This is a genomic window from Streptomyces sp. CB02400, assembly GCF_001905725.1.
Classification (GTDB): domain Bacteria; phylum Actinomycetota; class Actinomycetes; order Streptomycetales; family Streptomycetaceae; genus Streptomyces; species Streptomyces atrovirens.
The window spans coordinates 261,889-288,435 of record NZ_LIWB01000006.1 but is presented as its reverse complement, the minus strand read 5'-3'; the positions used below and the strand labels follow the sequence as shown (position 1 = coordinate 288,435).

The 26,547-nt window shown below is 72.1% G+C and carries 24 protein-coding genes and 7 tRNA genes; 10 read left to right on the top strand and 21 right to left on the bottom strand.

The genetic code is table 11. The features are described 5' to 3' along the window. Position 1 precedes the first annotated feature (1 nt). Positions 2-727, top strand: coding sequence for a 3'-5' exonuclease (locus AMK33_RS17490; RefSeq protein WP_073933748.1), 726 nt, complete (start codon positions 2-4; stop codon positions 725-727). A gap of 130 nt (positions 728-857) precedes the next feature. Here AMK33_RS17490 and AMK33_RS17485 read toward each other — a convergent pair. The 9 genes from AMK33_RS17485 to AMK33_RS17445 form a co-directional block, all read right to left on the bottom strand. Then, positions 858-932: transfer RNA gene (locus tag AMK33_RS17485), tRNA-Val, on the bottom strand. 39 nt (positions 933-971) lie between these two features. Continuing rightward, positions 972-1,421 carry an SRPBCC family protein gene (locus AMK33_RS17480; RefSeq protein ID WP_073933747.1) on the bottom strand — a complete coding sequence of 150 codons (450 nt, stop codon included), beginning with the start codon at positions 1,419-1,421 and terminating at the stop codon, positions 972-974. Positions 1,422-1,457: 36 nt separating this feature from the next. Further along, positions 1,458-4,193, bottom strand: coding sequence for an exo-rhamnogalacturonan lyase family protein (locus AMK33_RS17475; protein WP_073933746.1), 2,736 nt, complete (start codon positions 4,191-4,193; stop codon positions 1,458-1,460). A 101-nt stretch (positions 4,194-4,294) separates the two neighbouring features. Beyond that, positions 4,295-4,894 (bottom strand): hypothetical protein, encoded by a 600-nt coding sequence (locus AMK33_RS17470; protein ID WP_073933745.1) that lies wholly within the window; start codon positions 4,892-4,894, stop codon positions 4,295-4,297. A gap of 10 nt (positions 4,895-4,904) precedes the next feature. After that, the gene (locus AMK33_RS17465; RefSeq protein ID WP_073933744.1) at positions 4,905-5,780 is read right to left on the bottom strand and encodes a carbohydrate ABC transporter permease; all 876 of its coding nucleotides are present in this window, start codon (positions 5,778-5,780) and stop codon (positions 4,905-4,907) included. After that, a complete protein-coding gene (locus AMK33_RS17460; RefSeq protein WP_073933743.1) occupies positions 5,777-6,733 on the bottom strand; it encodes a carbohydrate ABC transporter permease in 957 nt (318 codons plus the stop codon). The genes AMK33_RS17465 and AMK33_RS17460 overlap by 4 nt, the downstream gene beginning before the upstream one ends. A gap of 14 nt (positions 6,734-6,747) precedes the next feature. Further along, positions 6,748-8,037 (bottom strand): ABC transporter substrate-binding protein, encoded by a 1,290-nt coding sequence (locus AMK33_RS17455; RefSeq protein WP_073933742.1) that lies wholly within the window; start codon positions 8,035-8,037, stop codon positions 6,748-6,750. Between the two features lie 400 nt (positions 8,038-8,437). After that, positions 8,438-8,509: transfer RNA gene (locus AMK33_RS17450), tRNA-Val, on the bottom strand. A gap of 79 nt (positions 8,510-8,588) precedes the next feature. After that, a complete protein-coding gene (locus tag AMK33_RS17445) occupies positions 8,589-9,047 on the bottom strand; it encodes a TIGR02611 family protein (protein WP_073933741.1) in 459 nt (152 codons plus the stop codon). 191 nt (positions 9,048-9,238) lie between these two features. Here AMK33_RS17445 and AMK33_RS17440 point away from each other — a divergent pair, with 191 nt between their 5' ends. Together AMK33_RS17440 and AMK33_RS17435 are read left to right on the top strand one after the other, a co-directional pair. Continuing rightward, the gene (locus AMK33_RS17440; protein ID WP_004002642.1) at positions 9,239-9,652 is read left to right on the top strand and encodes an SsgA family sporulation/cell division regulator; all 414 of its coding nucleotides are present in this window, start codon (positions 9,239-9,241) and stop codon (positions 9,650-9,652) included. 310 nt (positions 9,653-9,962) lie between these two features. Next, complete coding sequence (locus AMK33_RS17435; protein WP_073933740.1) at positions 9,963-10,523, top strand: CGNR zinc finger domain-containing protein; 561 nt, start codon at positions 9,963-9,965, stop codon at positions 10,521-10,523. A 76-nt stretch (positions 10,524-10,599) separates the two neighbouring features. Here AMK33_RS17435 and AMK33_RS42865 read toward each other — a convergent pair whose 3' ends face one another. After that, a complete protein-coding gene (locus tag AMK33_RS42865; RefSeq protein WP_167343513.1) occupies positions 10,600-10,752 on the bottom strand; it encodes a hypothetical protein in 153 nt (50 codons plus the stop codon). 171 nt (positions 10,753-10,923) lie between these two features. Next, positions 10,924-11,373 (bottom strand): hypothetical protein, encoded by a 450-nt coding sequence (locus AMK33_RS17430; protein WP_073933882.1) that lies wholly within the window; start codon positions 11,371-11,373, stop codon positions 10,924-10,926. A gap of 411 nt (positions 11,374-11,784) precedes the next feature. Here AMK33_RS17430 and AMK33_RS17425 point away from each other — a divergent pair, with 411 nt between their 5' ends. After that, positions 11,785-12,309 (top strand): DsbA family protein, encoded by a 525-nt coding sequence (locus tag AMK33_RS17425; RefSeq protein ID WP_107425132.1) that lies wholly within the window; start codon positions 11,785-11,787, stop codon positions 12,307-12,309. Between the two features lie 157 nt (positions 12,310-12,466). Here the strand turns inward: AMK33_RS17425 and AMK33_RS17420 are convergent, their stop codons facing one another. The 3 genes from AMK33_RS17420 to AMK33_RS17410 are packed head-to-tail and all read right to left on the bottom strand — an operon-like array spanning position 12,467 to position 15,214. Beyond that, positions 12,467-13,291: a GNAT family N-acetyltransferase gene (locus AMK33_RS17420; protein WP_073933739.1), complete on the bottom strand. Its 825-nt coding sequence runs from the start codon at positions 13,289-13,291 to the stop codon at positions 12,467-12,469. 52 nt (positions 13,292-13,343) lie between these two features. Further along, the gene (locus AMK33_RS17415; RefSeq protein WP_073933738.1) at positions 13,344-14,165 is read right to left on the bottom strand and encodes an aminotransferase class IV; all 822 of its coding nucleotides are present in this window, start codon (positions 14,163-14,165) and stop codon (positions 13,344-13,346) included. Beyond that, a complete protein-coding gene (locus AMK33_RS17410) occupies positions 14,162-15,214 on the bottom strand; it encodes a chorismate-binding protein (RefSeq protein WP_073933737.1) in 1,053 nt (350 codons plus the stop codon). The genes AMK33_RS17415 and AMK33_RS17410 overlap by 4 nt, the downstream gene beginning before the upstream one ends. A 154-nt stretch (positions 15,215-15,368) precedes the next feature. Here AMK33_RS17410 and AMK33_RS17405 point away from each other — a divergent pair. From AMK33_RS17405 to AMK33_RS17385, 5 genes are all read left to right on the top strand, one after another. After that, a tRNA-Gly gene (locus tag AMK33_RS17405) sits at positions 15,369-15,441 on the top strand. A 37-nt stretch (positions 15,442-15,478) separates the two neighbouring features. Further along, positions 15,479-15,552: transfer RNA gene (locus AMK33_RS17400), tRNA-Cys, on the top strand. A 1-nt stretch (position 15,553) separates the two neighbouring features. Further along, positions 15,554-15,625: transfer RNA gene (locus AMK33_RS17395), tRNA-Val, on the top strand. A 35-nt stretch (positions 15,626-15,660) separates the two neighbouring features. Next, positions 15,661-15,732 (top strand) — tRNA-Val (locus AMK33_RS17390). A gap of 43 nt (positions 15,733-15,775) precedes the next feature. After that, positions 15,776-15,847, top strand: a tRNA-Val gene (locus AMK33_RS17385). A 60-nt stretch (positions 15,848-15,907) separates the two neighbouring features. On the opposite strand, the gene AMK33_RS17380 is transcribed toward AMK33_RS17385, so the two are convergent. The 4 genes from AMK33_RS17380 to AMK33_RS17360 all read right to left on the bottom strand — a co-directional run bounded on the left by AMK33_RS17380 (position 15,908) and on the right by AMK33_RS17360 (position 18,588). Continuing rightward, on the bottom strand, positions 15,908-16,186 hold the full coding sequence (locus tag AMK33_RS17380; protein WP_073933736.1) for a TFIIB-type zinc ribbon-containing protein: 279 nt from the start codon (positions 16,184-16,186) through the stop codon (positions 15,908-15,910). 101 nt (positions 16,187-16,287) lie between these two features. Next, positions 16,288-17,214, bottom strand: a complete 927-nt coding sequence (locus tag AMK33_RS17375) for a phosphotransferase family protein (protein ID WP_073933735.1) — start codon at positions 17,212-17,214, stop codon at positions 16,288-16,290. 721 nt (positions 17,215-17,935) lie between these two features. After that, complete coding sequence (locus tag AMK33_RS17365; protein ID WP_030867596.1) at positions 17,936-18,115, bottom strand: hypothetical protein; 180 nt, start codon at positions 18,113-18,115, stop codon at positions 17,936-17,938. A gap of 197 nt (positions 18,116-18,312) precedes the next feature. Then, positions 18,313-18,588, bottom strand: coding sequence for a hypothetical protein (locus AMK33_RS17360; protein WP_073933733.1), 276 nt, complete (start codon positions 18,586-18,588; stop codon positions 18,313-18,315). Between the two features lie 195 nt (positions 18,589-18,783). On the opposite strand from AMK33_RS17360, the gene AMK33_RS17355 reads away from it, so the two are divergent. Then, positions 18,784-20,070 carry a serine/threonine-protein kinase gene (locus AMK33_RS17355; protein WP_073933732.1) on the top strand — a complete coding sequence of 429 codons (1,287 nt, stop codon included), beginning with the start codon at positions 18,784-18,786 and terminating at the stop codon, positions 20,068-20,070. A gap of 130 nt (positions 20,071-20,200) precedes the next feature. Here AMK33_RS17355 and AMK33_RS17350 read toward each other — a convergent pair whose 3' ends face one another. From AMK33_RS17350 to cobT, 3 genes are all read right to left on the bottom strand, one after another. After that, positions 20,201-21,019 (bottom strand): TrmH family RNA methyltransferase, encoded by an 819-nt coding sequence (locus AMK33_RS17350; protein ID WP_073933731.1) that lies wholly within the window; start codon positions 21,017-21,019, stop codon positions 20,201-20,203. A gap of 1 nt (position 21,020) precedes the next feature. Then, entirely contained in the window at positions 21,021-22,253 is a 1,233-nt protein-coding gene (gene cobA / locus AMK33_RS17345) for a uroporphyrinogen-III C-methyltransferase (protein WP_073933730.1), read from the bottom strand. Between the two features lie 268 nt (positions 22,254-22,521). Beyond that, positions 22,522-26,427, bottom strand: coding sequence for a nicotinate-nucleotide--dimethylbenzimidazole phosphoribosyltransferase (gene cobT, locus AMK33_RS17340; RefSeq protein ID WP_073933729.1), 3,906 nt, complete (start codon positions 26,425-26,427; stop codon positions 22,522-22,524). Positions 26,428-26,547 lie beyond the last annotated feature (120 nt).

Genomic DNA, 26,547 nt, shown 5'->3' with positions numbered 1-26,547 from the left:
TATGGCGTGCTGGTACGAAGGGCCGTTGGCCGCTTTCGACACGGAGACGACGGGTGTGGACGTCGAGACCGACCGGATCGTGTCGGCCGCCCTCGTCGTGCAGGACGCGCCGGGCGCCCGGCCGCGGGTGACCCGTTGGCTGGTGAATCCGGGGGTGCCGGTGCCGGCCGCGGCGACGGAGGTGCACGGACTGACGGACGATCACTTGCAGCGCAACGGCCGCTGGCCGGCGCCGGTGATGTACGAGATGGCTCAGGCGCTGGCGGAGCAGGCCAGGGTGGGCCGGCCGCTGGTGGTGATGAACGCGCCGTTCGATCTGACGCTGCTGGACCGGGAGTTGCGCCGGCACCGCGCGTCGTCGCTGGGCCGCTGGTTCGAGCGGACGCCGCTGCTGGTGCTGGACCCGTGGGTGCTGGACAAGCATCTGGACCGCTATCGCAAGGGCCGGCGCACGCTGACCGATCTGTGCGCGCACTACGGGGTCGAGCTGGAGGGGGCGCACGACGCGGCGGCGGACGCGGCGGCGGCGCTGGAGGTGACCCGTGCGGTGGGGCGGCGTTTCGCGTCCCGGCTGGAGCGGCTGTCCCCCGCCGAGCTGCACCCCTTGCAGGCGGTGTGGCACGCGGCGCAGGCGCGGGGGCTGCAGGCGTGGTTCGCGCGCACGGGCACGGACGAGGTGGTGGACCCGGCGTGGCCGCTGCGTCCGGACCTGTCGGCGGCGGCGTGAGCCTTGGAACGGGCGGTGCGCTCGGAAAGGGGGGCGGGTGGCGGAGCCCCCGCCGCGCGCGGCGCAGCCGCGCAGAAAGGACGATGGCGACTCGGCCTGCGTTTTCTGCAGGCACGAGCCGCCATCGACATGGTGGGCGATACTGGGTTCGAACCAGTGACCTCTTCGGTGTGAACGAAGCGCTCTCCCACTGAGCTAATCGCCCGGGAACGCACTGAACAATACAGGTCCGGGGACGGTTCCTTCAAACCGCTTCCAGGTGGGCGGCCAGGCCGCGCCGGCCGGCCCGCATCATCAGTGCGTGGTTGGCGCGGAAGACGGGCCGTCCGGGCACGGCGAGCAGGCGCAGCAGTGGTTTGCGGACGTCGACCTCCTGCTCGTAGTGGGCGAGACAGCCGTGGGGTCCCAGGCGGGTGACGGTCCAGCGGGCCCAGCCGTCGATGTCGCCGGAGAGGCCGACCTCCAGGATCCCGGTCTCCGGGTCGCGCCGGCCCTCCCGCACGGTCGAGGTGAGGTCGTACGGCAGGAGGGAGCGGATCGTGATGATCCCGCTGGTGTCGTCGAGCCGGGTGACGTCCCGTACCTGGGGCCACCACAGGGGGTAGTCCTCGATCCGCTCCAGGACGCGGTAGACCACCGGGGCGGGCGCGGACAGGGTCCACAGACTGCGGAAGCGGTGATGGTTCCAGTCCATGGACGCAGTGTTCCCGTCCGCGCCCGTTGTGTGCGTCTACGGCATCCGGTCCCCGAGCAGCGACAGCAGCTCGATGGCGGCGAGGCCGTAGAGCGCGGTGTCGTTGGTGGACACCCAGGTGGCCTCACCGCCGGCGACCAGGGCCGTCGGGCCGCTGACCTTCTCGGTCTTCCAGGGTGCCGACTCCTTGTAGCCGTCGGAGTTGTAGAACTTCTGCCAGGCCCTGTCGGCCAGCTTCTGGTCGCCGGTCTGTACGGCGGCGTAGGCGTCGAGGCGGGAGTGGCCCTGGAAGAGGATCAGGCTGCCGAAGTGGGAGCCGTAGCGGGCGGCCTGTTCCGTCTTGCTGGCGTTGAAGTAGCGGCAGTAGTCGTAGTACGCCTCGTTGAACTTCGGCATGTCGACGAGGTCGATGAGTTCGGCGCAGAGTTCGTTCAGGCCGAAGACGGCCGACAGGTGGGAGACCTCGACCTTCGGGGTGTCGGCGACGGCGAACCTGCCGGTGTCGAGGTCGTACAGGCCGCTGCCCTGGACGAAGCCGTTGGGCTGGGCGGCGATGGTCTCCATGGTGGACAGGACGCGGGCCTTGGCCTTCTCCCACTTGGGGCCCTTGCGTTCCCATTCGGTGAGCCAGGCGGAGACCAGTCCGCTCCAGTCGGTGCCGAAGCCGACGGACAGGGCGTTGCGGTCGGGGGTGTACGGCTCGGTGCGGATCTTGCGCAGGGGGTCGAGGGCGAGGAAGGTCTCGTCGGAGTCGACGTTGGCGTGCATGAGGTCGCCGACGCGTTCGTCGGCGGTGAGGAAGTAGTAGTAGCGCCGGTAGGTGGTGTTGGCGATGCGCTGCTGCTTGGCGCTGTCGGCGAAGTGCTGGACGCCGTGCCGGGTGCCGAGGCCGGCCCACTTGCCGATGTGGTAGACGTCGACCTCGCCGGTGTGGCGGGTCATCGCCTCGGCGAAGCGGAAGATGTCGGCGCGGCCGGAGCGCAGGTAGGCGTACCAGAGCCACAGGTCGGGTGAGAGCTCTGAGTTGTCCCAGGCGTAGCCGCCGACGTCGTACCGCCACTGGTGCCGCACGGTGTCGTAGGTGTGCATGATGTCGCCGTAGTCCCAGAAGCCGTACCAGCGGCGCTGCTCCACCTGGTCCTTGTAGTAGGTGAAGAGGAAGTCGAGGTGGTCCTCGATCTTGGCCTTGGCGGGGGTGGAGCGGTCCGGTTCGGCGAACAGGCCCTTGCCGAAGACGCCCGCGGCGATGAGCTGCCCCGGCGGGGCGGCGAGCTGCGGGAGGACGCGGACCGCCTCGACCTGTTCGGCGAGCTCGTCGGCGCTCGGGGTGGACTCGTTGGCCCAGAAGAGGAGTTCGGAGGTGCGGGCGATGCCGTACGGGGTGCCGAACTCGGGCTCGTAGTCCTCGTAGGTGATGTTGAGGCCCTCGAGCTGTTCGGGGAAGGTGTCCTGGCCCATGCCGTCGTGGTAGAAGCGCAGGTCCATGGGCTGGGCCTCGGGCGACCAGAGCCAGAGGGTGACCTCGGCCTCGTCGGTCTGGGCGTCGCGGATGTCGAGCTGGGCGGGGTGCTTCTCCCAGAAGTCGCGCAGTCCGAAGGAGAGGCCGCCGCTGACGCCGCCGACGTAGCCGAAGCCGGAGGCGCGTCGGCCGCCGCCGGCGCCGATCCAGCCGTGGCCCTTCTTGGTGCGCTTGCGCAGGGTGAAGCCGTCGGCGGAGAGCTGGGAGAGGGTGTAGTCGCCCCATTCGGGGATGTACTGGAGGCGGGTGGTGACCCGCTGGTCCCAGGTGGCGGGGTCGGGGAGCTTCTCGCCGGCGAACTGGGCGGCCTGGACGGCGGCTCCCGGGTCGCGGCGCAGTCCCGTGATGCCCTTGACGGCTTCGCGGAGCAGGCCGGTGCCCTCGCCGCCGAGGCGGATGTGGCGGTCGTAGGACTCGTCGCGCAGGGGGACGGTGAAGCGGACGCCGAGGCCGCGGATGAAGTCGCCGCTCGCCTTGCCGGGCTCCTGCTTTCCGTCGTAGGTGATGGTGTGCACCATGCGGAAGGAGTCGGCGCCGGCGTAGAAGTAGAGGCGGATGGAGAAGGGCAGCAGATCGCGGTGGCCCTTGCGGTGCTTGCCGTCGACGCGGACGACCGCGCGGACGGGGCCCTCCTGTTCGACGGTGACGTCGGAGATGGCGCCGTCGAAGCGTTCGGTCCTGACGGTGGTCTGGTCGCCGTCCTCGTACTCGGGCTGGCGCAGTACGACGAGGCGGCCGTCGCGGGCGATCTCGGTCGAACCGCGGCGGACCGATCTGACGATCGTGGAGCCGGACTTGCCGATCCTGGCGGTGATGACACCGGTGGAGATGTCGATGGTGCCGCCGCGCTTGTCGACGGTGACCTTCTTCTCGGGTGCTGCGGGCGCCCCGGTGGTCAGGGTGAGCTTGCCGGAGCCCGAACTCACGGCGTGGGCGGTCCACTTGAGGGAGCCGTCGGGCCAGTAGGCGAGCGGCCAGGACTGGACGGGGACGGACTTCCCGTCGGCGTCGGTCAGCGCGAAGGTCTGGTCCTCCTGGTGGGCGCCCTTGGGCCAGGGCACGCCGACGGTGGAGCCGGGGGCCGCGCCGAGGCCGCCGTCCTCCAGCCAGTCGAGGGTCACCGGTTCGGCGTCGGCGGCTTCCGCGCGGGGCGCGGCGGCGGCGTTCTGCGTTCCCAGGGCCCAGCTGAACTGGGCGGCGGCGCCGGCGACGGCGGCCGCCTTGAGCAGGGACCTGCGGGGGATGGGGGACATGGCCTTTCCTTTCCATTGCGGCGGTGCAAGGTGGTGTCAAGGGCATGACAGACAGAGGTGCGGCGCCGGAGCGCCGACCCCGAAAAGAGGGGCACCGCCTCTCAGCGGTGCCGGTACCGCTCCTCCACGGCGACGGCCGCCGCCGCGACGGCCCCCAGGACGGGGACCGCCAGCGGCGGGACGAACCCCGCGGACAGGGCCACGACGGCCAGCCCGCAGACGACCAGGAAGGATCCGGCGGGGTCGAGCACGGTGCGCCGCCCGGCGTCCGCGAGCAGCGCCCGCCAGGTGGTGCCGGGCGACCAGAGGGCGGCCGCCCGCAGCAGGGCCACGGCGGCCGCGATCAGCGCGAGGACGCCGACGGCCCCGACGAGCGGCCCGCCGGGCAGTCCGGCCCGCGCGGCCAGGACGTCCACCCAGACCGCGGCGGCCACCGCCCACCCGGCGAGCCCGACGGCCCACCCGCCGCGCACGGCCGTACGGAAGTCCGTGACGAACTCCCGCAGGCCGCCGCCCTGGTGGGTGGTACGGCGCCGCAGGTGCCGCGCGCCGGCGGCGAAGGCCGCGGGATAGGTGACGATCCCGAGACAGGCCACGGCGATCCACACGCCGGTGAGCATGCACTCGGCGAAGACCCCGAAGCGCTCGCCGAACACGGACTCCTTGCGCGCGGTACGGGCCTTCACGCGTGCTTGCGCCATGGTGACCGCCTCAGCCCTTCAGTCCGGAGGTCGCCATACCGTCGATGAGGTAGCGCTGGAAGGCCATGAAGAAGGCGATGACCGGCACCAGCGCCACCAGCGACATCGCGATCATGCTGCCGTAGTTGGAGACGCCCTCCTGGTCGCGGAACATCATCAGGCCGAGCGAGACGGTGTACTTCTCGGGGGTGTTGAGGTAGATCAACGGTCCCATGAAGTCGTTCCAGGCGTTGATGAAGGTGAAGATCGCGCTGGTGATGATCGCGGGCCGGCTCAGCGGCAGCACGATCGACCAGTAGGTGCGCAGGTGCCCGCAGCCGTCGAGCTTGGCGGCCTCGTCCAGTTCCCTGGGCAGTCCGCGCATGAACTGCACCATCAGGAACACGAAGAAGGCTTCCGTGGCCAGGAACTTGCCCGCGACGAGCGGCACCAGGGTGTCGGTGAGCTCCAGGTTGCGGAAGAGCACGTACTGCGGGATGAGCAGCACGTGGTACGGCAGCAGCAGCGTGCCGATCATCAGCGTGAAGAGCAGGTTCCGCCCGGCGAACCGGATCTTGGCGAAGGCGTACGCCGTCAGCGAGCTGGACAGGACGACACCGGCCACGGCGAGGACCGCGTACATCAGCGAGTTCCAGAAGAAGCTGCTGATCGGGATGCCCGAGATACCGTCGGCGAGCCCGGAGAAGTTCTCCCAGACCGGCTCGGTGGGCAGCAGGTCGAGGCTGGCGATGATGTCCTTGCTCGGCTTGAACGAGGCACCGACCACCCAGATCACGGGATAGAGGACGACCGCGAGGACGACGAGCGCGCCCACGTGCCAGGCGATCGATCCGAAGCGCCGCCGCTCGTTCGCGGTGGGCAGGGCGGGGCTGGTGGCACTGGTCACTTGGCGGCCTCCTCGTAGTGCACCCACTTCTTCTGCGACCAGAACAGGACCGCCGTCACGAGCGCCACCGCGATCACCAGCGTCCAGGCCATCGCGGAGGCGAAGCCCATCTGGGCCTCCTTGAAGCCCTTCTGGTAGAGGTAACAGGTGTAGACGAGCGTGGCGTCGGCGGGCCCGCACCGGGTGTCGGAGACGACGTAGGCGGAGCCGAACACCTGGAACGCGTGGATGGACTCCAGCAGCACGTTGAAGAACAGCACCGGGGAGATCATCGGCAGCGTGACGTTCCAGAACCTGCGCAGCGGTCCGGCACCGTCCATCTCGGCGGCCTCGTACAGCTCCTGCGGGACCTGCTTGAGGCCGGCCAGGAAGATGACCATGGGCGCGCCGAACTGCCAGATGCTCAGGGCCACCAGGGCGTAGATGACGTAGTCCGGGTTGCCGATCCAGCCGCCCACGTCGAGACCGAAGACCTTCTGCCCACGGTCCACGATCGCGTCGTCCGAGAACAGCGCCCGCCACACGAAGCCGACGGAGACGCTGGCGCCGACGAGCGAGGGCATGTAGAACGCGGCCCGGTACAGGCCCTGTCCGCGCCGCTTCTGCGCGAGCAGCAGCGCGACGCCGAGCGCGAGCAGCAGTTTCAGGGGGGTCGCCACGACGACGTACTTGAGCGTGACCTCGACCGACTTCTGCCAGCGCGGGTCCTGGAACATCGTCGTGAAGTTGTCCAGGCCGATCCACTTGGGCGGCGCGAACAGGTTGTAGCTGGTGAACGCGTAGTACAGCGACGCGATCATCGGTCCCGCCGTGAGCAGCAGGAACCCCGCGATCCACGGCGACATGAAGAGATAGCCGGCGAGAGTCTCGCGGCGCCGCCCGCGCCGCCCGGCGGCGGGGGCGGCGGGCCGCTTCCCGGCCGGGCGCGCGGGCGCTTCCTTGACGAGCGTCATGGTGGTACGTCCCCTCAGCCGGCGAACGCGGCCTTGGCCTCGCCGAACAGTGCCTTGGCGGCGTCGGCCGGCTTGGTCTTGCCCTGGGCGACCTCGCCGCCGATGCGCAGGAACGCGGCCTCGATGACGTCGGCGCCGGACGGGTGCGGGGTGATCTTGCCGAGGACGCCGGCCTCGGCCACCTCTTCCTCGTACGCCTTGACACCCTTGTTGTTGGCGTCGGTGGGCGTGAACGCCTCGTACTGCTCGGTGGTGGCGAGGATGCCGCGGTCGTAGCCCATGATCTTGCCGACCTCGGGGTCGTGGACCATGAAGTCGATGAACTGGGCGACTTCCTTGGGGTGCTCGGTCCCGGAGAAGGCGCTCAGCATCAGCGAGCCGAGGTACTGGCCGGTCTCCTTGCCGTCCGTGGTGGGGATCGGCGCGAGTCCGTAGTCCGACTCGCCCTCGCCCTCGTAGCGGATGGAGAAGTTGTCCCAGGTGAACTCGGATGCCGCGAGGCCCGCCGAGAGCGCGGACTTGGGCTTGACCTGCTCGACCTTCTTCGGGTCGGCGACGAGCCCGGACCGCACGCGCTTGTAGCCGTCCTCCCACCACTGCGTCAGGTCGTCCTCGGTGAAGCCGAGGTCGGTGTCCGTGAAGAAGGCCTTGCCGTTCTGGCGCAGGTAGAGGTCGTAGAGGTACATGATGCTGAAGTAGCCGGTGTCGCCGGCGATCTTCAGCTTGTCCTGGATCGTCTGCAGCGCGTCGAAGTACTCGTCCCAGGTCCAGCCGAACTTCGCCTCCACGCCGGCCTTCTCGAAGGCCTTGAGGTCGATGACGAGCGACATGGTGTTGGCGCCGACGGGGACGGCGATCTGCTTGCCGTCGACCTGACCGTTCGCCAGGACGCCGTTGCGGAAGTTCTCCAGGCTCAGGTTTCCGGCGTCCGCCTGCGACTTGAGATCCAGCAGAACACCGCGCTTGTCGTACTTGCGCAGGAAGCCGACCGCATTCTGGAAAACGTCCGGCGGATTCCCGCCGGAGGCCTGGGTCTGGAACTTCTCCCAGAACGCTTCGTAGTCGGTGAATTCAGGCTTGATCTTGATCTTCGGGAACTTCTTCTCGAAGAGCGCGATCGTCTTCTTGATGGCGATGGTGCGCGGCTCACCGCCCCACCACGCGTAACGGATCGTGACCGTCCCGTCTCCCGAGCCGCTGCCGCCACCACAGGCGGTGGCCGTCGCGCCGATCCCCGCGACGGCCAGCGAGGCCCCCGCCGCTTTGAGGATCGTCCGCCTCTCCACATTCCCACCCTGCTGCATATGAGCCTCCCCGCGACGTTCGCGTCCGCCTCATGAATCGTTTCAAGTAAGCGCTTGCTGGCACAAGTTACGGAGGGCCTACGGGCACGTCAATGATTCGGACAGGAATTCATGTGCGCCGTGACCCGGCACCGGCGGCGGCCACCTCGCCCGCAAGGCCCGGCCCGGCCACAAACGCCCAGGTGGCAGCCCTGCGGCCGACCGGCCGAACATGTCGAAGCCTACCGGGACGGGCGCGGCGGAAGGTCACGGTTGGATGAAGACGACCGGAAGCGGAACGCCGCGGAGACACCGGAAGGGGACCCACCCGGCGACACCCCGCCGCGGACGCGCCACGCCGGCCGCACACGACAAAGCGGCCCGGCTCACGATTCGTGAGCCGGGCCGCTTGATGATCCGGTGGGCGATACTGGGTTCGAACCAGTGACCTCTTCGGTGTGAACGAAGCGCTCTCCCACTGAGCTAATCGCCCGGACGCAGGAAGAACATTACCCCATGTCAGGGGGTGCCCGTGACCAGCGGGGAGCGGTACGCCCGCCCCCCGCCGCGCATCACTGCTCCTCGATCTTCCAGGGCATCACGAGACCGAACTTCCACAGGTAGACACCGGCCAGCGCGGCCACGATCACCAGGCCGACCGAGGTCAGGATGATGTTCCGGCGCCGCACCTTGGGGTCCAGGGCCCGCTGGGCCGCCTCGGTGACCTTGCGCTTGGTCCAGCGCAGCACCAGCTGGGCCCAGACGAACTCGGTCGCCCAGATCGCCATACCGCCGAAGATCACGACCCAGCCCGGCCCTGGCAGCACCAGCATCGCGGCACCGGCCGCCACGACCGCGAGGCCGACCACGAAGACGCCGACCTGCCAGCTGAAGTGCAGCGCCCGGCGCGCCTTGACGAACTCCGGTGCGCGCGATCCGAGCGCTCGCCCGTCCCGGTTCTCGCTCTCGTCCACCGTCACCCCGTGGGCCGCCACCGCGGCCTCGCCAGACTTGTTACTCCCCGTGTTCATACATCCAAACACTACCCGAGCCGAACACATCACCGGAATGGACGCAGGACGCGAACGATCTCTCGGCCGGAAGAGTTACGTAAACACACGCAAAACACTCAGAGGGGTTTACAACGGCACCGTAGGTGGCATGTCGATTTGGCCGACGTGCGAATCCCCGAGCGCACACTGAGCGAAAGGCCCTGGCGCTTATGAACACCACGGTCAGCTGCGAGCTGCACCTGCGCCTCGTTGTGTCGAGCGAGTCCTCCCTGCCTGTCCCCGCAGGCCTGCGGTACGACACGGCCGACCCCTACGCCGTGCACGCCACCTTCCACACCGGAGCCGAGGAAACCGTCGAGTGGGTGTTCGCCCGCGACCTCCTGGCCGAGGGACTTCACCGCCCCACGGGCACCGGCGACGTCCGCGTCTGGCCGTCGCGCAGTCACGGTCAGGGCGTCGTCTGCATCGCCCTGAGCTCGCCGGAGGGGGAGGCCCTGCTCGAGGCCCCGGCAAGGGCTCTGGAGTCCTTCCTGAAGCGCACCGACGCCGCCGTGCCGCCCGGCACGGAACACCGGCACTTCGATCTCGACCAGGAGCTCTCGCACATCCTGGCGGAAAGCTAGGCGAGGCTCGCGAAGCCGCCCGGCGCCGTCGACTCGGGGAGACGGCTCGGGCCCGGACAGCCGCATACGGGCAGCCGCATACGGCTCACACACGACGGCGCCGACACCGCGGGGTCCCGCGGGCGGCGCCGTCCTGCTGTGCGCACGCCGGGCCGGTGGCGGCCGAACGGGTGATCGGGAACGACGGCCGGTCTCCGCGCGTTGCATTCGAAGCCATGTGCGGAGCGGGGAGGTACGGGACGCGCCGGAGCCACTACCATCGGCCAGCATCGGCGGGCGCCCGCCCGACCCCCAGGCCAGGGAGCGAACTGTGCTGATCACCCACGACACCCGGTGCGCGCTCGACACCGTGGTGGACCTGGTGAACTCCGCGCCGGAGGACGACACGACACCGGAGGGGCTGCCGGACGTCGCGGCTCTCGAGGAGTTCGTACGGCAGCACGAGGTCAGCGAGGTCGGGGTGCTCACGGAGTTCGACCTGGCCGCGGTGCGCAAGATCCGCGGCCGGTTCGCGGCGGTCTTCGCCGCTCCGGACGCCCGCGCGGCCGCCACGCTGATCAACGAGCTGATCGCGGCCGCGGGCACCACGCCCCGGCTCACCGACCACGACGGCTACGACTGGCACGTGCACTACTTCGCGCCCGGCGCCTCCGTGGCCGACCACCTGGCCGCCGACTGCGGGATGGCGCTGGCGTTCTTCGTGGTCGCCGGGGAGCAGGAGCGGCTGCGGCGCTGTGAGGCCCCGGACTGCCGGCACGCCTTCGTCGATCTCTCCCGCAACCGTTCGCGCCGCTACTGCGACAGCCGCACCTGCGGCAACCGTCTGCATGTGGCCGCCTACCGGGCGCGGCGCAAGGAGGCGGCGGGCTGACGCCCACGCGGGCGGAGCGGCTCGATGCCGTGCCGACGCGGTCCCGACGGGTGACGCCGGGTACCGCGGGTACGGCTCACAGCCACAGCAGGTCGTGCAGGGCAGCCGTGAGCAGCAGACACCCGATCACCGCCAGGAAGATCATCAGCGGTGGCTGGGAAAGGGCGAAGAGGCATCCACGCGGCTCGTCCTGCTGCTGCGCGGCATCGCTCTGTGTCGTGTCCAGCATCTCGCGGCGATGATGACGCATCGGGAGCGCCCGACGCGATCAACGCTCACGGAGTGAGTGTTGATCGCCGATTCCGCGATCTACGGTTCGGGTTGTGATCACTTCCGGGCGCTCGCGGACCCACTGTGACGTTTCTGCCGGTCGCGCGCATTCACCCGTGGCGCGCCACCGTCATATGCCGTGCTTCTTGAGGATGGCCTCGATGTCGCTGAAGTCGTCCTCGCCACGGGAGGTGGGGGCGGGAGCGGAAGCGGGACGGGCGGCCGGGCGGGATCCCCGAGCCAGGGAGGGCGCGGAGGCCCCGGGTGCCACCGCCTCGGGCTGTGCCGCGGCCCGCGCGGCCTTGCGCTCCTTACGGGTGCCGCCGCGTCGGCGCTCCACGGTGCGGGTGGTCGCGAACAGCACCCAGGACAGGCCGAGCACTCCGAAGCCGGCCCATGCCGTCGGGCTGAAGGCGGTGTCGGCCAGCCAGTCGACGACGCCGGCCATCACCAGGCCGAGGGGCACGAGCGAGTAGGCGGCGATGCGGGCGGCCGCGAGGAAGCGTTTGCGGTAGGCCGTGACCGCCGCGATGCCCAGGCCTGCCGCGGAGACGGCGGAACAGACGGTCTCGGCAATCATCCGGTCCTCCAGGCAGGTGGGGTCGCTGTGGCGCTTCGTCCCTTCCATCCTGCACCCGCGGGGTCCGGCCGGGCCATGCTCCGGCCGGACATCAGGGACATCTCCGGGTCGGTGATCCTCCGTAGGTGCGAGCACCGGTGTGTTCCTGGCACCCGGCGTTGGTGCTCCCCCGCCAGGGGCTGCCGCCCCCGGGCCCCCGCTTCGGCCCTGAACGGGCCTCGTCCTCAAACGCCGGACGGGCTGGGACGTAGCCGCCGGACGGGCTGGAGAGACACGCCGGACGGGCTGGGACGTAGCACCAGGCGGGCTGGAGAGACGCACCGGACAGACGAAGGACGGCCCTTCGGACGTCCGATTGGGTGGTCCGGGGCCCGGCTGGGAGGTTCGGGGACCGGCTGGGAGACTGTGACCATGAGTGACTCCTCCCCCGCCCGCCCCGCCGCCCCCGTCCTCGACGTCTGGTGCGAGCTGCAGTGTCCGGACTGCCGAAGCGCCCTCGACGACCTCCGTGCCCTGCGGGCCCGCTACGGCGACCGTCTGGAGCTGCGGCTGCGGCACTTCCCGCTGGAGAAGCACAAGCACTCCTTCGCCGCCGCCCAGGCCGCCGAGGAGGCGCTGGAGCAGGGGCGGGGATGGCCGTACGTCGAGGCCGTGCTGGGACGGGTCGAGGAGCTGGACCGCCGGGGAGAGGGCTTCCTCGTCGAGATCGCCCGGGAACTCGGCCTGGACGCCGAGGAGTTCGACACCGCGCTGATCGACGGACGGCACATCCTGATCGTGGACGCGGACCAGGCCGAGGGCAAGGCGATCGGGGTGACGGGCACCCCGACGTACGTCATCGGCGGTGAGCGCCTCGACGGCGGCAAGAGCCAGGAGGGTCTGCGTGAGCGCGTCGAGGAGATCGCGGACCGGCTGCTGGCCGAGCAGGAGGGCTAGGGGCGCCGTTCGGGTCGGGCCGGCTTCAGGCGACGGCGCCTCGCAGCCGCCCCGAGGGGTCTATGGGCCGGCCCCCTCTGGGGAAGTGCATGCCAGGCCCCTCGCTCCCCCGGGAAGATCCGAACGACACTCCCTGACCCCGGGATGCCGCCCACCGTCACAGGAGCGGCTTGTACATCGAGTACTGCGTCGTGCCGTAGCCGAGTGAGTCGTAGAGCCGCTCGGCCGGGGTGTTGCCGGCGAACACGTTGAGGCCGATGGTCCGGTTGCCCGCGGCGACCGCCTGGGCCTCGGCGAGCAGCATGAGCGCGCGTCCGTGCCCCCGGCCGCGGTGGGCGGCGTCGGCCTCGACGTCGAAGACGTAGGCCCGTTCCCCGCGCACCGACAGCCACAGGGTGCCCACGGGCGTGCCCTCGTGTTCGAGGACGCTGAAGAGCATGTCCTCGGTGGCGTGGCCGTCGGGCAGCAGAGCGGCGTGGTCGTTCGCCGCCTTGGCCCGCGCCTCGGCCTCCGGCACCCCGCGCCTGATCCAGTCCCCCGCGTAGTCCTCCTGGCCCTTGGCCGACCAGGGCCCGAACTCGGCCTCGGTCATGGGCCGGGCCACGCTGCCCTCCGGAAGCGCGGGCGGGGTCTCCGCGAGGGCCTTCTCCATGGTCCGGTTGCGCACGACGTAGCCGAGCGCCGTGGCGAGCCCGAGGGCGGCCCGGGCGTCGGCGGGGACCGTCGCCTCGATACGGCGGCACCCCCAGCCGCGCGCCACCTCCTCCGCGGCGAGCGCGGCCACCGTGCCCCGGCCGCGCCGACGGTCCGGCTCCTCGACGCACAGGTTCGTGATCCGGGCGACGGCATCGCCGAAGACGGGATGCGTGCCGAGATGGACCGTCCCGACGGGACGGCTGTTCACGCACACCCGGTAGCGGCGCGAACGCGTGCCGTCGGGGTTCTGCTGAAGCGGCTCGGCCGGCCGCAGGGTGGTGGTCATCAAAGGTGTTCTACCCGTTGCCATGCCCCGGATCAGCCGATTTTCGGTTCCGTCACGGATCGAGGTCGGCCCCGGAGCGCTCGTCGAAGATCCGCATGGCCTTGGCGGTCACCGGGCCGGGGGCGCCGGGCAGTTCACGGTCGTCCACGCGGTGCACGGCCTGGACGTCGCGCAGGGTGGAGGTGAGGAAGATTTCCTCGGCCCGCCCCAGCACGTCCAGCGGCAGGTCGGTCTCCTTGGCACCGGTCCACTCGACGGCGAGGGCGCGGGTGATGCCGGCGAGGCAGCCGGAGGCGAGCGGCGGGGTGTGGAGCTCGCCGTCGAGGACGACGAAGACGTTCGACCCGGTGCCCTCGCAGAGCTGTCCGACGGTGTTGCCGAACAGCGCCTCGGACGCGCCCCGCTCACGGGCGCGGGCGAGGGCGACGACGTTCTCGGCGTACGAGGTGGTCTTCAGGCCGGTGAGCGCGCCGCGTTCGTTGCGGGTCCAGGGGACGGTGACGACGGCGGTGGAGTCGGGGCGGCGGGCGGTCTCCCCGAGCGCGACCACGAGGGTCGGGCCGTGCTCGCCGCGGTCGGAGCCGAGCGGGCCGTGACCGCCGGTGTAGGTGAGGCGCAACCGGCCGAGCGGCATCGGGTTGGCCTCCAGGACGGCGGCGCAGGCGCGGCGGACCTCGTCGAGGTCGGGGTCGGGCAGCCCGAGCCCGCGGGCCGACCGGGTCAGCCGGTCGAGATGCCGGGTGAGCGCGAACGGACGGCCGTCCACGGCCTTCACCGTCTCGAAGATGCCGTCGCCCACGGTCAGTCCGTGGTCGAAGACGGAGACACGGGCGGACTCGGTGTCCTGCAGTCCGCCGTCGAGCCAGATCTTCACCTTTGGGTCCCTTCGCTCACCTCGTACGTTCCCGACGCTACCGCGAGCAGCCGGGATGCCTTCAGTTCGGTCTCCCGCCACTCCCCCTCGGGGTCGGAGCCCCAGGTGATCCCGGCGCCGGTGCCGAACCGCAGGACGGCGTCGCCGCCCGCGGTCCGGTCGATCCAGAAGGTGCGGATGCCCACGGCGAGCACGCCGGTGCCGCGGTCGGCGTCGACCCAGCCGACGCCGCCGCAGTACGGGCCGCGGGGCGCCGTCTCCAGCGCGTCGATGATCCGCAGCGCGCTGGACTTGGGCGCGCCGGTGACGGAGCCGGGCGGGAAGGCGGCACCGAGCAGCTCGGGCCATCCCGCACCGTCCCGCAGCTCACCCCGCACGGTCGACACGAGGTGGACGAGACCCGGGTGCTTCTCGACGGCGCACAGGTCGGGCACGGTCACCGTGCCGGTGTCGCAGACCTGTCCGATGTCGTTGCGGACCAGGTCGACGATCATCACGTTCTCGGCGTAGTCCTTCTCCAGCAGGTCGTCCTCGGTGCGCCCGGTGCCCTTGATCGGCCCGGACTCGACGACCCGGCCCTCCCGCCGCAGGAACAGCTCGGGCGACGCGGTGGCGATCTCCACCCCGTGGCCGGGCAGACGAATCGTTCCGGCGTACGGGGCCGGGTTGTCCCGGGCTAGCAGGGCGGTGAGGGCGTCCACGTCGGCGCCGGACGGCACGGGCGCGGACAGGACGCGGCAGAGGTTCGCCTGGTAGACCTCGCCGGCGGCTATGTGGTCGCGGATACGGCGTACGGCCGTCGTGTACGCGCCCCGGTCGAGCGAGGACGTCCAGTCGCCGGCCGCCGGCCCCCGCCAGGCCCCCGGTACGGGGGCGGGGACCCGCTGTTCCCGGACCTCCCGGAAGCGGGCGCAGGTCAGGCGGCCCTCGAAGTCGGCGGCGACGGCCCAGAACCCCGTGGAATCCAGGGCGGCGGGGTCGTCGGTGACGTCGAGGAGCCCGGTGGCGACGCGGTCGCCGAAGCGGGCGAGAGGTGTCAGGTCCAGCACGTGACGAGTCTATGGCGGGCGCGGTTCCGGTGGCCCGGGTACGTCCGTGAGCAGGCGCAGCGCAGCACGCTGCACAAACGGGTTTTTGTACTGGCCCCGGAATCCGCTAGAGTTCAGTTCGTCGCCGGGAAGCGCAAGCCGACCGAAACGACAGGCGGACGTAGCTCAGTTGGTAGAGCGCAACCTTGCCAAGGTTGAGGTCGCGAGTTCGAGCCTCGTCGTCCGCTCGAAGGAAGAGGGGGCTTCCCGGTCCCCTACACTCCTGGTGGAGTGGCCGAGAGGCGAGGCAACGGCCTGCAAAGCCGTCTACACGGGTTCAAATCCCGTCTCCACCTCCAAGGACGATTAGCTCAGCGGGAGAGCGCTTCCCTGACACGGAAGAGGTCACTGGTTCAATCCCAGTATCGTCCACTTGGATCTCCGGATCCTGGATCTCCGGATCCCCCGCGCGATTAGCTCAGCGGGAGAGCGCTTCCCTGACACGGAAGAGGTCACTGGTTCAATCCCAGTATCGCGCACGCAGTGCCCATGATCCGCTCCATGGAGTGATCGTGGTCCCGAGGACGATTAGCTCAGCGGGAGAGCGCTTCCCTGACACGGAAGAGGTCACTGGTTCAATCCCAGTATCGTCCACACCGCCCGAAGCCCCCGGTCCTCCGACCGGGGGCTTCGTCGTGTCTCCGTGTGTCTCCGTCAGCTGGAGAAGAGCATGTGCCCGAAGCTCTTGTGGCGGTGGTGACCGTGGTGGCCGCCGTGCGGGGCGCCCCAGGCGGGGGCCGGCGCGGCGGGGTAGGCCTGCGGGGCGGCGGGCGGGGCCGGCGGAGCGGGCTGCGACCACTGGGACTCCAGCCGGGTCAGCGACTCCAGCTCGCCGTAGTCGAGGAAGATGCCCCGGCACCCGCTGCACTGCTCGATCTGGACACCGTTGCGGTTGTAGGTGTGCATCGGGGCACGGCACTTCGGACACTGCATGATCGGTTCAACTCCTAGCCGGTCGTTCCTGCTTCGCGTATCGCCAGGACAGACTCTGTCCGGTTGCGGGTCGGTTGCACCCTACTTCGGGAAACTTCGGCTCAACTCGACGGGGCGGGAGGGCAGACCGGGCCCATGCGCGCACAGGCGTCGACCAGTGACCGTTCCACCTCGTCCAGGGGCCGGCCGGCCGCGACGGCCTTGGTGACGGCGCGGGCGGCGGTCTGGGCCGTGAGGGCGCGGGCCGGGGCGTCCAGCGCGGTCCAGGGGTCGCCGTCGGGCGGTACGGCCGGGCCGCCGGCCGTGCGGTAGGCGGTCAGGAAACGGTGCCACTCGTCGGGGGCGAGCAGTCCGCAGGCGTACCAGGCCGCCGGGCGGGCCAGGTCCCACTCCGGTACGCCGGTGCCGAGGTCGTCGACGTCGATGAGCAGCCAGGGGCCGTTGTGCGCGGGGTGGCGTATGAGCTGGCCGAGGTGGAGGTCGCCGTGGCAGAGGGTGGCGGTGTCCGGCATGGGGGCCTCGCCGCGGGCCCAGGGCGGGAGGGTGGCCCAGGCGTGCAGTACGGGGGCGGTGGCGGGGTGGTCGGGGGCGGTGGCGCGGAGGAGGGCGATGGCGTGGGCGGCCTTGGCGGGGCCGCGCATGGGGGGTACGGCGGTGGGGGCGGGGGCCCGGTGAAGTAGGGCGAGGAGGGTGGCCGCGGCTTCCCAGGGGGCGGCGTCCGGGTCGTCCGGGTCCACGGGAGTGCCGTACGGCCAGTGGGTGACGAGTCGTCCGTGCAGTTCGGTGGGTGTGGGGGTGAGTGGGGGGAGGAGGATGCCGGGGAGTCGGGTGGCCACGGTGAGACGGAGGGTCAGCTCGGCGGGGTCGGCGTCGGGGGCGTGGGCCTTGGCGACGGTGCCGGCGTGGCGTACGACGGTGGCGTCTTCGCGGGCGGCGAGGGTGGCGGTGGCGCAGTGGCAGGTGCGGGGGTTTGCGTGGGCCGTTGCCATGACGTGGGCTGTCAGGGCGGGGAGGAGGTCCGTGGTCACGGGGTGAGGGTACGGGGCGGTTGCCGGGGCGTGGCCCTGCGCTTGTGGGTGCCTCGGTGTTGGTTCGGGCCGGGGGTGCGCGCGGCCCGACGCCTTGCGGGTGCCCCGTGTGGGTGTCGGCCGGGGGTGGGGATGCGCGGCCCGGCGCTTGCGGGGTGCCGTCGCGCCCACCCGTGCCGCCCCAGCGGCACGACTGCCCGCGGATCGCGGCGGCATGCGGCCGCCCGCGGGAAGGCGGGGGACGCGGCGTGCGGCTGTCCGCGAGGGATGTGGGGGCGGTCGCCCGTGGAAGGCGGGGCGGTGGCTGCTCGCGGTTGGTGGTGCCACGTGGACCGTGGTGGGTGGAGTCCGGACGCCTACGGTGCGGCGCGGGGATTGCGGTGGGCGGAGGTCGGACGCCTACGGCGGGAAGGGGACGGGGCGGGGGTGGCCGCCCGCAGTGGCTGGCGCGTCCGCGCCCCGCCCCCCTCCAGGAGACGTGATCCGCGCCGGTCCGAGGACGGACACCCCCGACGCGGCCCCGACCCACCCACCGGCCGCAGGCGCTACCCAAGCCCCCACCGAACCGAAAGCTGCGCCGCAGGCGTCCCGCAGGCAAAGCAATGCCGGCGCAGCTCCCCAGCTGCGCCGGCATTTTGCCGTCCGCCGCACCCCCGTCCCCACGGGGTTTCATGGGTGGATGTCCCCGCCCGGACCGCTCTTCCGGGCCTGGGGTCGCTGTTCAGCGCCCCAGCATCTCACCCACGGACGACGCCTGTGTGGCCACTGTCTCCCACCCGTCGAAGACGAGGAGGAGCAGGACCGCCAGAGGAAGGGCCATCAGCGTCGCCACCAGCGGATGGCGACGCCCCTCGCCGCGTTCCCGCGTGCGGATCAGTGTCCGCGGTGCCGTGTACGCCATGGTCCCTCTCCTGGCCGTTTCTGTTGTCGTTGGCAGCGGCGGGCGTCTGACCTCGGGGGACGAGTGCTGCACCCGCCGCTTGACCTCAAATCTAGGCGCCACGTCCTCCCCCGACGTCATGCCCTCGTACCGATTGCCGGGCCTCCCGGAGGATGAGCCCTTCCCCACGGTGTACTCCCCTGGGTGGAGACGGGGTCCTACGCCTCAGGGACATCCCCGAAGGACCGCCCGCTCTGCCCCGCTTTCTCCGAGCCGTCCTCCCGCGGCACCGGCTGTTCCACCAGCGCGAGCACCCGGTTCGCCATGAATCGAGCGGTCCGCACGACCGTGCCGCTCCGGGTGACTTCGCTCACTTCGACGACCCCCCGCCGCACCGCCGTCTCCACCCGGCGCCCCGCCCTGCTCGCCACCACCTCGTACGTACGCGTCGTGTCCCCCGCATCCACGACGATCTCCACACGGTCACCCTTCATGCGATCAATCCCCCTTCGCCGTCGGGTGGTTGGAAGCACCAGCCGCGCGAACCGGGTTTGCCCGCGCACTCCCTGACCACTCTTCAAGTCTCCCACCCACCACTGACAATCCACCGCTCCGAGAGGGCGCGGCCTCTGCGCACGGGCGGCCGTGGAAACGTAAGCTGTGGCACGTCACAGGACCGGGCAGCGGGGATGAACATGGCGATGATGCGCCTGAGGCGCGAGGACCCGCGCGTCGTCGGCTCTTTCAGGCTCCACCGACGACTCGGCGCGGGCGGGATGGGCGTGGTCTACCTGGGCTCCGACAAGAAGGGGCAGCGGGTCGCGCTGAAGGTCATCCGGCCCGACCTGGCCGAGGACCAGGAGTTCCGCTCCCGGTTCGCGCGCGAGGTCTCGGCGGCCCGCCGCATCCGCGGCGGCTGCACGGCCCGGCTGGTGGCCGCGGACCTCGACGCGGACCGTCCCTGGTTCGCCACCCAGTATGTGCCGGGGCCCTCGCTGCACGACAAGGTCGCCGACGAGGGGGCGCTCGGCGCGGCCGACGTCGCCGCCGTCGGCGCGGCCCTCTCCGAAGGGCTGGTCGCCGTGCACGAGGCCGGTGTGGTGCACCGGGACCTCAAGCCGTCCAACATCCTGCTGTCCCCGAAGGGGCCGCGGATCATCGACTTCGGCATCGCGTGGGCGACCGGCGCGTCGACGCTCACGCACGTCGGCACGGCGGTCGGCTCGCCCGGCTTCCTCGCCCCGGAGCAGGTGCGCGGCGCGGCCGTCACCCCGGCCACGGACGTGTTCTCGCTGGGCGCCACGCTCGCGTACGCGTCGATGGGCGACTCGCCCTTCGGGCACGGCAGTTCCGAGGTGATGCTGTACCGCGTGGTGCACGAGGAGGCCCAGTTGCACGGCGTCCCGGACGCCCTGGCCCCCCTCGTCCGCGCGTGTCTGGCGAAGGACCCCGAGGAGCGGCCCAGCACGCTCCAACTGTCGCTGCGGCTCAAGGAGATCGCCGCGCGGGAGGCCCAGGGCCTCGCCGACGTGCGTCCGCCGGCCCCGCGCAGTGCCGAGACGGAGCGGCCCACCGGACGCCTCGCGGACACCTACCCGGAGCGGGCGCAGCGCCGGCAGGGCGGTCAGGGAACCCCGCCACCGCGCGGACGCGGCCCCGCGCCCAAGAACAGCGGTTCGTCCGCCGGGCGGAACAACCGGAGCGTGCCCCCTTCCCGGAACGGCGGCGCGCGCGACAGCTCCCCGCGCGGAGATGCTCCGTCCCGCAAGGGGCCGCGCCCCACGCCGGCCTCCCGGAACACCACCCGGTCCGGTACCGGTACCGGTGCCCGTCGTCCGGGGCCCCGGACGACCGGGACCGGCCTGCGGCCGGCCAATCCGCGACTGCTCAGGCAGCGGCTGTTCGTGTTCGTCGTCGTGACGCTGGTGGTGGCGCTGGGTATCGCGCTGGTGCAGGGCTGCCAGGGCCCCGGGTAAGGACTCGGTACAGGGCTGCCAGGTCCCCGGGGGAGGACTCGGTATGAGGGGGCCAGGCCCCCGGGCAGGGGCTCGGCACAGGGCTGCCGGGACCCGAGCAGGGACCCGACAGCAGCAGCGGTCCGGCCCGCTACTCCCGCGGGCGCCCCGTGGCCACCGCGTAGAAGGCGACCGCCGCGGCGGCTCCCACGTTGAGGGAGTCGACGCCGTGCGACATCGGGATGCGGACCCACTGATCAGCGGCGGCCAGGGCCCGGTCGGAGAGACCGGCCCCTTCCGCGCCCAGCATCAGGGCCACCCGGTCCATCCGGTGCGGTGCCACCTCGTCCAGGGCCCGGGCCTTCTCGCCGGGGGTGAGGGCGAGCAGCTCGAACCCGGCCTCGCGCACCGCCTCCAGGCCTTTGGGCCAGGTGTCCAGGCGGGCGTACGGCACGGAGAAGACCGCGCCCATGGAGACCTTGACGCTGCGGCGGTAGAGGGGGTCGGCGCAGTCCGGGGAGAGCAGGACGGCGTCCATGCCGAGGGCCGCCGCGGAGCGGAAGATCGCGCCGATGTTGGTGTGGTCGTTGACCGACTCCATGACGACGACACGGCGGGCGGTCCGCAGCACGTCCGGCGCCGACGGCAGCGGTGTGCGCTGCATGGAGGCGAGCGCGCCGCGGTGCACGTGGTAGCCGGTGACCTGTTCGGCGAGCGCGGGGTCGACGACGTACACCGGGGCGGTGGCCCGGTCGATGACGTCGCGCATGACGTCGACCCACTTCGCGGACAGCAGCATCGACCGCATCGCGTAGCCCGCTTCCCCGGCGCGCCTGATGACCTTCTCGCCCTCGGCGATGAACAGGCCCTCGGCGGGTTCGCGGCGGCGGCGCAGTTCGACGTCGGTCAGGCCGGTGTAGTCGTGCAGCCGCGGGTCGGCGGGGTCGTCGACGGTGATGAGTTCGGCCATGTCACGCCGTCCCGCGCGGGCCCACGCCGACGACCTCGCCGATGACGATGACGGCCGGCGGCTTGACCTCCTGGGCGACGACCGTCTCGGCGACCGTGGCGAGGGTGGCGTCGACCCGGCGCTGGGCGGCCGTGGTGCCCTCCTGGACGAGGGCGACCGGGGTGTCGGGGGACTTGCCGCCCGCCACCAGGGTCTCGGCGATCCGGCCGATCTTGTCGACGCCCATGAGGACGACGAGGGTGCCGGTCAGCTTCGCCAGGGACGGCCAGTCGACCAGGGAGCGCTCGTCGTCGGGGGCGACATGGCCGCTGACCACGGTGAACTCGTGGGCCACGCCCCGGTGGGTGACGGGGATGCCGGCCGCGCCCGGGACCGAGATGGAGCTGGAGATGCCGGGGACGACGGTGCAGGGGATGCCCGCTTCGGCGAGCGCCTGGAGTTCCTCCATGCCGCGGCCGAAGACGTACGGGTCGCCGCCCTTGAGCCGGACCACGGACCTGCCCTGCTTCGCGTGCTCGATCAGCGCGTTGTTGATGGCCTCCTGGGCCATGAAACGGCCGTAGGGGATCTTCGCCGCGTCGATCACCTCGACGTGCGGCGGGAGTTCGGCGAGCAGGTCGCGGGGGCCGAGCCGGTCGGCGATGACGACGTCGGCCTCGGCGAGCAGGCGGCGGCCGCGCACGGTGATCAGGTCCGGGTCGCCGGGGCCGCCGCCGACGAGGGCGACGCCCGGGGTGCGGGTGCGGTGGTGCGGGGCGACGAGGGTGCCGTCGCGCAGGCCCTCGACCACGGCGTCGCGGATGGCGGCGGTGTGGCGGGGGTCGCGGCCGCGTGCCTTCGTCGTGAGGACGGCCACGGTGACGCCCTCGCTGGAGCCCGTGGCGGGGGTCCACGCCGTGGCCGCGTCGGCGTCGTCCGAGCGGACGCACCAGACGCGGTGTGCTTCCGCCTCGGCGGAGGCGCGGGTGTTCGCGTCGGTGTCGCTGGTGGCGATGAGGGCGTACCAGGCCTGCGCGAGGTCGCCCTCGGCGTAGGGGCGGCGGTGCCAGGTGATCTCGCCGGCGTCCGCCATGGCCTCCACGGAGGGGGTGGCCTCGGGGGACACGAGGTGGATGTCGGCGCCGGCGGCGATCAGGGCGGGGAGGCGGCGTTGGGCGACCTGGCCGCCGCCGAGTACGACGATCCGGCGGCCGGTGAGGCGGAGGCCTACGGGGTAGGCGGGGTGTTCGGCCATCAGGTGAGGCTCCTCGGACAAGCGGTGGGTCAGCGGGCACGCTGCGGCTTCGGAGCGAGCCTGACGTGGGGATTTTATGCGCGCGTCCGGTGGGGGCCGGGGTGGGCGGGGTGATTTCCCCAACCCGCCCCTTCCCGAAACCGGGGGCGCTGCCCCCGGCCCCCGCACGTGCGGGTGGGTGGACGGCTGTGCCCACCCGTTCCGCCTGGAGGTACCACCCAGGCCCTTAAGGTACTGGGGGAGGAACGACTGCCCACAGCCACCCAGGCTACTTTTCGGTCACTCCTGCCGAATCGAATGTCGCGACCTCGTGCATGGCCCGTGCCGTGCTCTGGACCAGGGGGAGGGCCAGGAGGGCGCCCGTGCCTTCGCCGAGGCGGAGGTCGAGGTCGACCAGGGGGCGCAGGCCCAGTTTGTTGAGGGCGGCGACGTGGCCGGGCTCGGCGCTGCGGTGGCCCGCGATGCAGGCGGCCAGGACCTCGGGGGCGATGGCCCGCGCCACCAGGGCGGCGGCACCGGCGCTGACGCCGTCCAGGATCACCGGCGTACGCAGCGACGCGCCGCCGAGGAGCAGGCCGACCATGGCGGCGTGCTCGAAGCCGCCGACGGCGGCGAGGACGCCGACGGGGTCGGCCGGGTCCGGCTGGTGGAGTTCCAGGGCGCGGCGGACGACCTCGGTCTTGCGGGCGAGGGTCTCGTCGTTGATGCCGGTACCCCGGCCGGTGACCTCCGCCGGGTCGGCGCCGGTGAAGACGGAGATGAGGGCGGCGGACGCGGTGGTGTTCGCGATGCCCATCTCGCCGGTGAGGAGGGCCTTGTTGCCGGCCGCGACCAGGTCGCGGGCGGTCTCGATGCCGACCTCGATGGCCTTCTTGGCCTCCTCGCGGGTCATCGCGGGCCCGGTGGTCATGTCGGACGTACCGGCGCGGATCTTGCGCGGCAGCAGACCGGGGGTGGCCGGGAGGTCGGAGGAGACGCCCACGTCGACGACGCAGACCTCCGCGCCGACCTGGGCGGCGAAGGCGTTGCAGACCGCTCCCCCGCCGAGGAAGTTGGCCACCATCTGGGCGGTGACCTCCTGCGGCCAGGGGGTGACGCCCTGGGCGTGCACCCCGTGGTCGCCGGCGAAGATCGCGACGGCCGCGGGCTCCGGGACGGGCGGCGGGCACTGGCGGGACAGGCCGGAGAGCTGGGCGGAGATGATCTCCAGCATGCCGAGCGCCCCGGCCGGCTTGGTCATGCGCTTCTGTCGCTCCCACGCCTCGCCGAGCGCCTTGGCGTCCAGCGGGCGGATCTGTGCGACGGTCTCGGCGAGCAGGTCGTGGGGGTCCTCTCCGGGCAGGGCGCGACGGCCGTACGTCTCCTCGTGCACGACCCAGGACAGCGGGCGGCGCTTGGACCAGCCGGCCTGCATCAGCTCGGGCTCGTCCGGGAACTCGTCGACGTAGCCCACGCACAGGTAGGCGACGACCTCGAGGTGCTCGGGAAGCCCCAGCGCGCGAACCATCTCGCGCTCGTCGAAGAAGCTGACCCAGCCGACGCCGAGGCCCTCGGCGCGGGCGGCGAGCCAGAGGTTCTCGACGGCGAGCGCGGAGGAGTACGGCGCCATCTGGGGCTGGGTGTGGCGGCCGAGGGTGTGCCGGCCGCCGCGGGTCGGGTCGGCGGTGACGACGATGTTCACGGGCGTGTCGAGGATGGCCTCGATCTTCAGTTCCTTGAACTGCTTCGCCCGGCCCTTGGGGAGGGACTTGGCGTAGGCGTCGCGCTGGCGCGTGGCCAGTTCGTGCATGCTGCGCCGGGTGTCGGCGGAGCGGATGACGACGAAGTCCCAGGGCTGCGAGTGGCCGACGGAGGGCGCGGTGTGGGCGGCCTCCAGGACGCGGAGCAGCACCTCGTGCGGGATGGGGTCGCTGCGGAAGCCGTTGCGGATGTCCCGGCGTTCGCGCATGACCTTCAGTACGGCCTCGCGCTCGGCGTCGTCGTAGCCGGGGGCGGCCGGACCTGTGGGCCGCGCGGCTTCCGCGTCCACGCCGGCGCCCTGGGTGTCGAGGTCGTCCGGGTTCTGCGCGGGTTCGGCGTCCGCCTCGCGGGGTTCCCCGGCGGGGACGGCCACGCCCTGGGGCGGGGTTGGCGCGAGGTGCGGGGTGGTGGGCACGGTGCCGTCCACGGGGACGAACTCGCCCACGGGCCGGTCCGGCTCGGGCTCCGGGGGAACGGTGCCGGTCAGAGGGGTGGTGGGGGTCCGCTGGGGGCCCTGGACCGCGCCCGTGTCGATCACGGGGGTGGCGCCGGCAGCACGGGGTGCCTCTGGGGCAGCGGCGGCCGGGGCCTCGGGCGTGGGGGCCTCCGCGAGGGCTTCGTCGCCCACCGTTCCGGAAGCGGCTTCGGCAGCGGTGTCCTCCGCTTCCGCAGTGGGAGGTACGGCGGTGTCGGCGCCCGGCGCGGGAACGTCCGGGGAAGCTTCGGAAACCCCGACATGCTCCGGAACGAGAGCCTCCGCACCCGGCACCGGAACGGCCTGGTCAGCCTCGGCCCCCTCGACGGCCTGCACCTCGGCAGCGTCGGCACCTGGTGCCTGGACGGCCTGGTCAGCCTCAGCCACCTCGGCAACCTGCGCCGCAGCAGCACCGGCAGCCTGCGCCTGAACGGCCTGAGAAACCTCAGCCACCTCACCAGCCTGCGGCACAGCGGCATCGGCACCCGGCACCTGAACGGCCTGAGAAACCTCAGCCACCTCACCAGCCTGCGCCGCGACAGCCTCGACACCCGGCGTCTGACCGGCCTGAGACGCCCCGGCCCCCTGCGCGGCGGCCTCCGGTCCGGGCTGCTGAACAGCCTGCGGCGCCCCAGCCTCCTGGGCGTGGTCCGGTGCGGTGGCCACCGCACCTGGGGCCTGGGCGTCCTGCGGCACCTCGGCCCCCTGCGCGGGCACGGCGGCCTCCGTGACCGCCGCCCCGCCGGCCTGTGATGCCACGGGGTCGAGACCCGGTACCTGAGCCCCGTGGGAAGCGTCCGCCCCCGGGACGTGCCCGGAAACGGCAGCCTGCGGTGCCTCGGCGACCTGAGCGGGATCCGGCACGGCGACCGGTACCTGGGCGTCCTGCGGCACCTCGGCCCCCTGCGCGGGCACGGCGGCCTCCGTGACCGCCGCCCCGCCGGCCTGTGATGCCACGGGGTCGAGACCCGGTACCTGAGCCCCGTGGGAAGCGTCCGCCCCCGGGGCGTGCCCGGAAACGGCAGCCTGCGGTGCCTCGGCGACCTGAGCGGGATCCGGCACGGCGACCGGTGCCTGACCGGTCTGCGGCACCTCGGCCGCCAGGGCGTGTTCCGGTGCCGGGGGCTCGGTGCCCGGCACCTCGGCGGCCGGGGGCTCCTCCGGTTCCGGAGCAGCGGGCTCGGGTGCGGGTGCCTGGGCCGCCTCGGCCCCCTGCGCGGGCTCGGCGGCGGACGTGCCGGACGGGCCGTGCTCCGCGGCCGGAACCGGGACGGGCCCCTGTTCCCCGCCCTCGGCCGAGGCGCTCACCGCGACGGCGGCAACCGCACCCCCGGTGTCCTGCTGCACCGCCCCCGCCTCCGCGGCGACGCGGGTCACGACCGCCTGGGCCGCGTCCATCGGCTCCGGAGCCGAAACCGGAACAACCGTTTCCGCGGCCACCGCCCCCGCGCCCGCCGTGGGCTGCGCGCCCCAGGGCGCCGCGGCCTGCGGTACCGCCGCCTCGCGCGCGTGCGGAATGTCGAGGTACTCGGGGCCGAGGGACGGCGGGCCGGCCTGGCGGGCCGGCACGTCGGCGGGGCCGCGGTCGGCGAGGGAGCGCACCGGGCCGGCGTTGACGTTGGGAATGGGCGGGCCGAGGTGCAGCGGACGGCGCGGCGCGGGCGGCGCCGGCTGCGGCGGCTCGGGGAGCCGGACGCCGCCGAGGTCGACCGAGCCGCTGTCGCGGCCGGCCATCTCGTGCGGGCCCGGCTGGTGCACGGTCTCGACGACCGGCTCGGGCGCGGGCGGGGCGATCTCGTTGCCCCAGGCGCTCTGGGCGCCGGGCAGCAGCAGGTCTTCTTCCTCGGCGGGACTGTCGGAGAGGTAGGTGTACGCGTCGGGCGCGGGGACGCCCGGCTGCTCCACCATGCCTGCGTTCTCCGGCAGTCCCTCGCCCGGGACCTGGCCGGTGTCGGTCATGCGTACCCCTCGCCCATCGGTTAGTGCTCCTACGACCAGCTCACCCGGAACGGCGCACCGACCGCCCCACACTGAAGAACGAGCGTGCGTCCCCAGCGGCACGAACGGCGCGTCCGAAAA

Coding starts and splice junctions, on each gene's coding strand:
- AMK33_RS42865 (WP_167343513.1), bottom strand. CDS start 10,752: ATGCTGGACACGACACAGAGCGATGCCGCGCAGCAGCAGGACGAGCCG.
- AMK33_RS17380 (WP_073933736.1), bottom strand. CDS start 16,186: ATGCAGTGTCCGAAGTGCCGTGCCCCGATGCACACCTACAACCGCAAC.
- cobA (WP_073933730.1), bottom strand. CDS start 22,253: ATGGCCGAACACCCCGCCTACCCCGTAGGCCTCCGCCTCACCGGCCGC.
- AMK33_RS17360 (WP_073933733.1), bottom strand. CDS start 18,588: ATGAAGGGTGACCGTGTGGAGATCGTCGTGGATGCGGGGGACACGACG.
- AMK33_RS17470 (WP_073933745.1), bottom strand. CDS start 4,894: ATGGCGCAAGCACGCGTGAAGGCCCGTACCGCGCGCAAGGAGTCCGTG.
- AMK33_RS17430 (WP_073933882.1), bottom strand. CDS start 11,373: ATGATTGCCGAGACCGTCTGTTCCGCCGTCTCCGCGGCAGGCCTGGGC.
- AMK33_RS17425 (WP_107425132.1), top strand. CDS start 11,785: ATGAGTGACTCCTCCCCCGCCCGCCCCGCCGCCCCCGTCCTCGACGTC.
- AMK33_RS17440 (WP_004002642.1), top strand. CDS start 9,239: ATGAACACCACGGTCAGCTGCGAGCTGCACCTGCGCCTCGTTGTGTCG.
- AMK33_RS17365 (WP_030867596.1), bottom strand. CDS start 18,115: ATGGCGTACACGGCACCGCGGACACTGATCCGCACGCGGGAACGCGGC.
- AMK33_RS17460 (WP_073933743.1), bottom strand. CDS start 6,733: ATGACGCTCGTCAAGGAAGCGCCCGCGCGCCCGGCCGGGAAGCGGCCC.
- AMK33_RS17455 (WP_073933742.1), bottom strand. CDS start 8,037: ATGCAGCAGGGTGGGAATGTGGAGAGGCGGACGATCCTCAAAGCGGCG.
- AMK33_RS17480 (WP_073933747.1), bottom strand. CDS start 1,421: ATGGACTGGAACCATCACCGCTTCCGCAGTCTGTGGACCCTGTCCGCG.
- cobT (WP_073933729.1), bottom strand. CDS start 26,427: ATGACCGACACCGGCCAGGTCCCGGGCGAGGGACTGCCGGAGAACGCA.
- AMK33_RS17420 (WP_073933739.1), bottom strand. CDS start 13,291: ATGACCACCACCCTGCGGCCGGCCGAGCCGCTTCAGCAGAACCCCGAC.
- AMK33_RS17490 (WP_073933748.1), top strand. CDS start 2: ATGGCGTGCTGGTACGAAGGGCCGTTGGCCGCTTTCGACACGGAGACG.
- AMK33_RS17355 (WP_073933732.1), top strand. CDS start 18,784: ATGAACATGGCGATGATGCGCCTGAGGCGCGAGGACCCGCGCGTCGTC.
- AMK33_RS17350 (WP_073933731.1), bottom strand. CDS start 21,019: ATGGCCGAACTCATCACCGTCGACGACCCCGCCGACCCGCGGCTGCAC.
- AMK33_RS17445 (WP_073933741.1), bottom strand. CDS start 9,047: ATGAACACGGGGAGTAACAAGTCTGGCGAGGCCGCGGTGGCGGCCCAC.
- AMK33_RS17475 (WP_073933746.1), bottom strand. CDS start 4,193: ATGTCCCCCATCCCCCGCAGGTCCCTGCTCAAGGCGGCCGCCGTCGCC.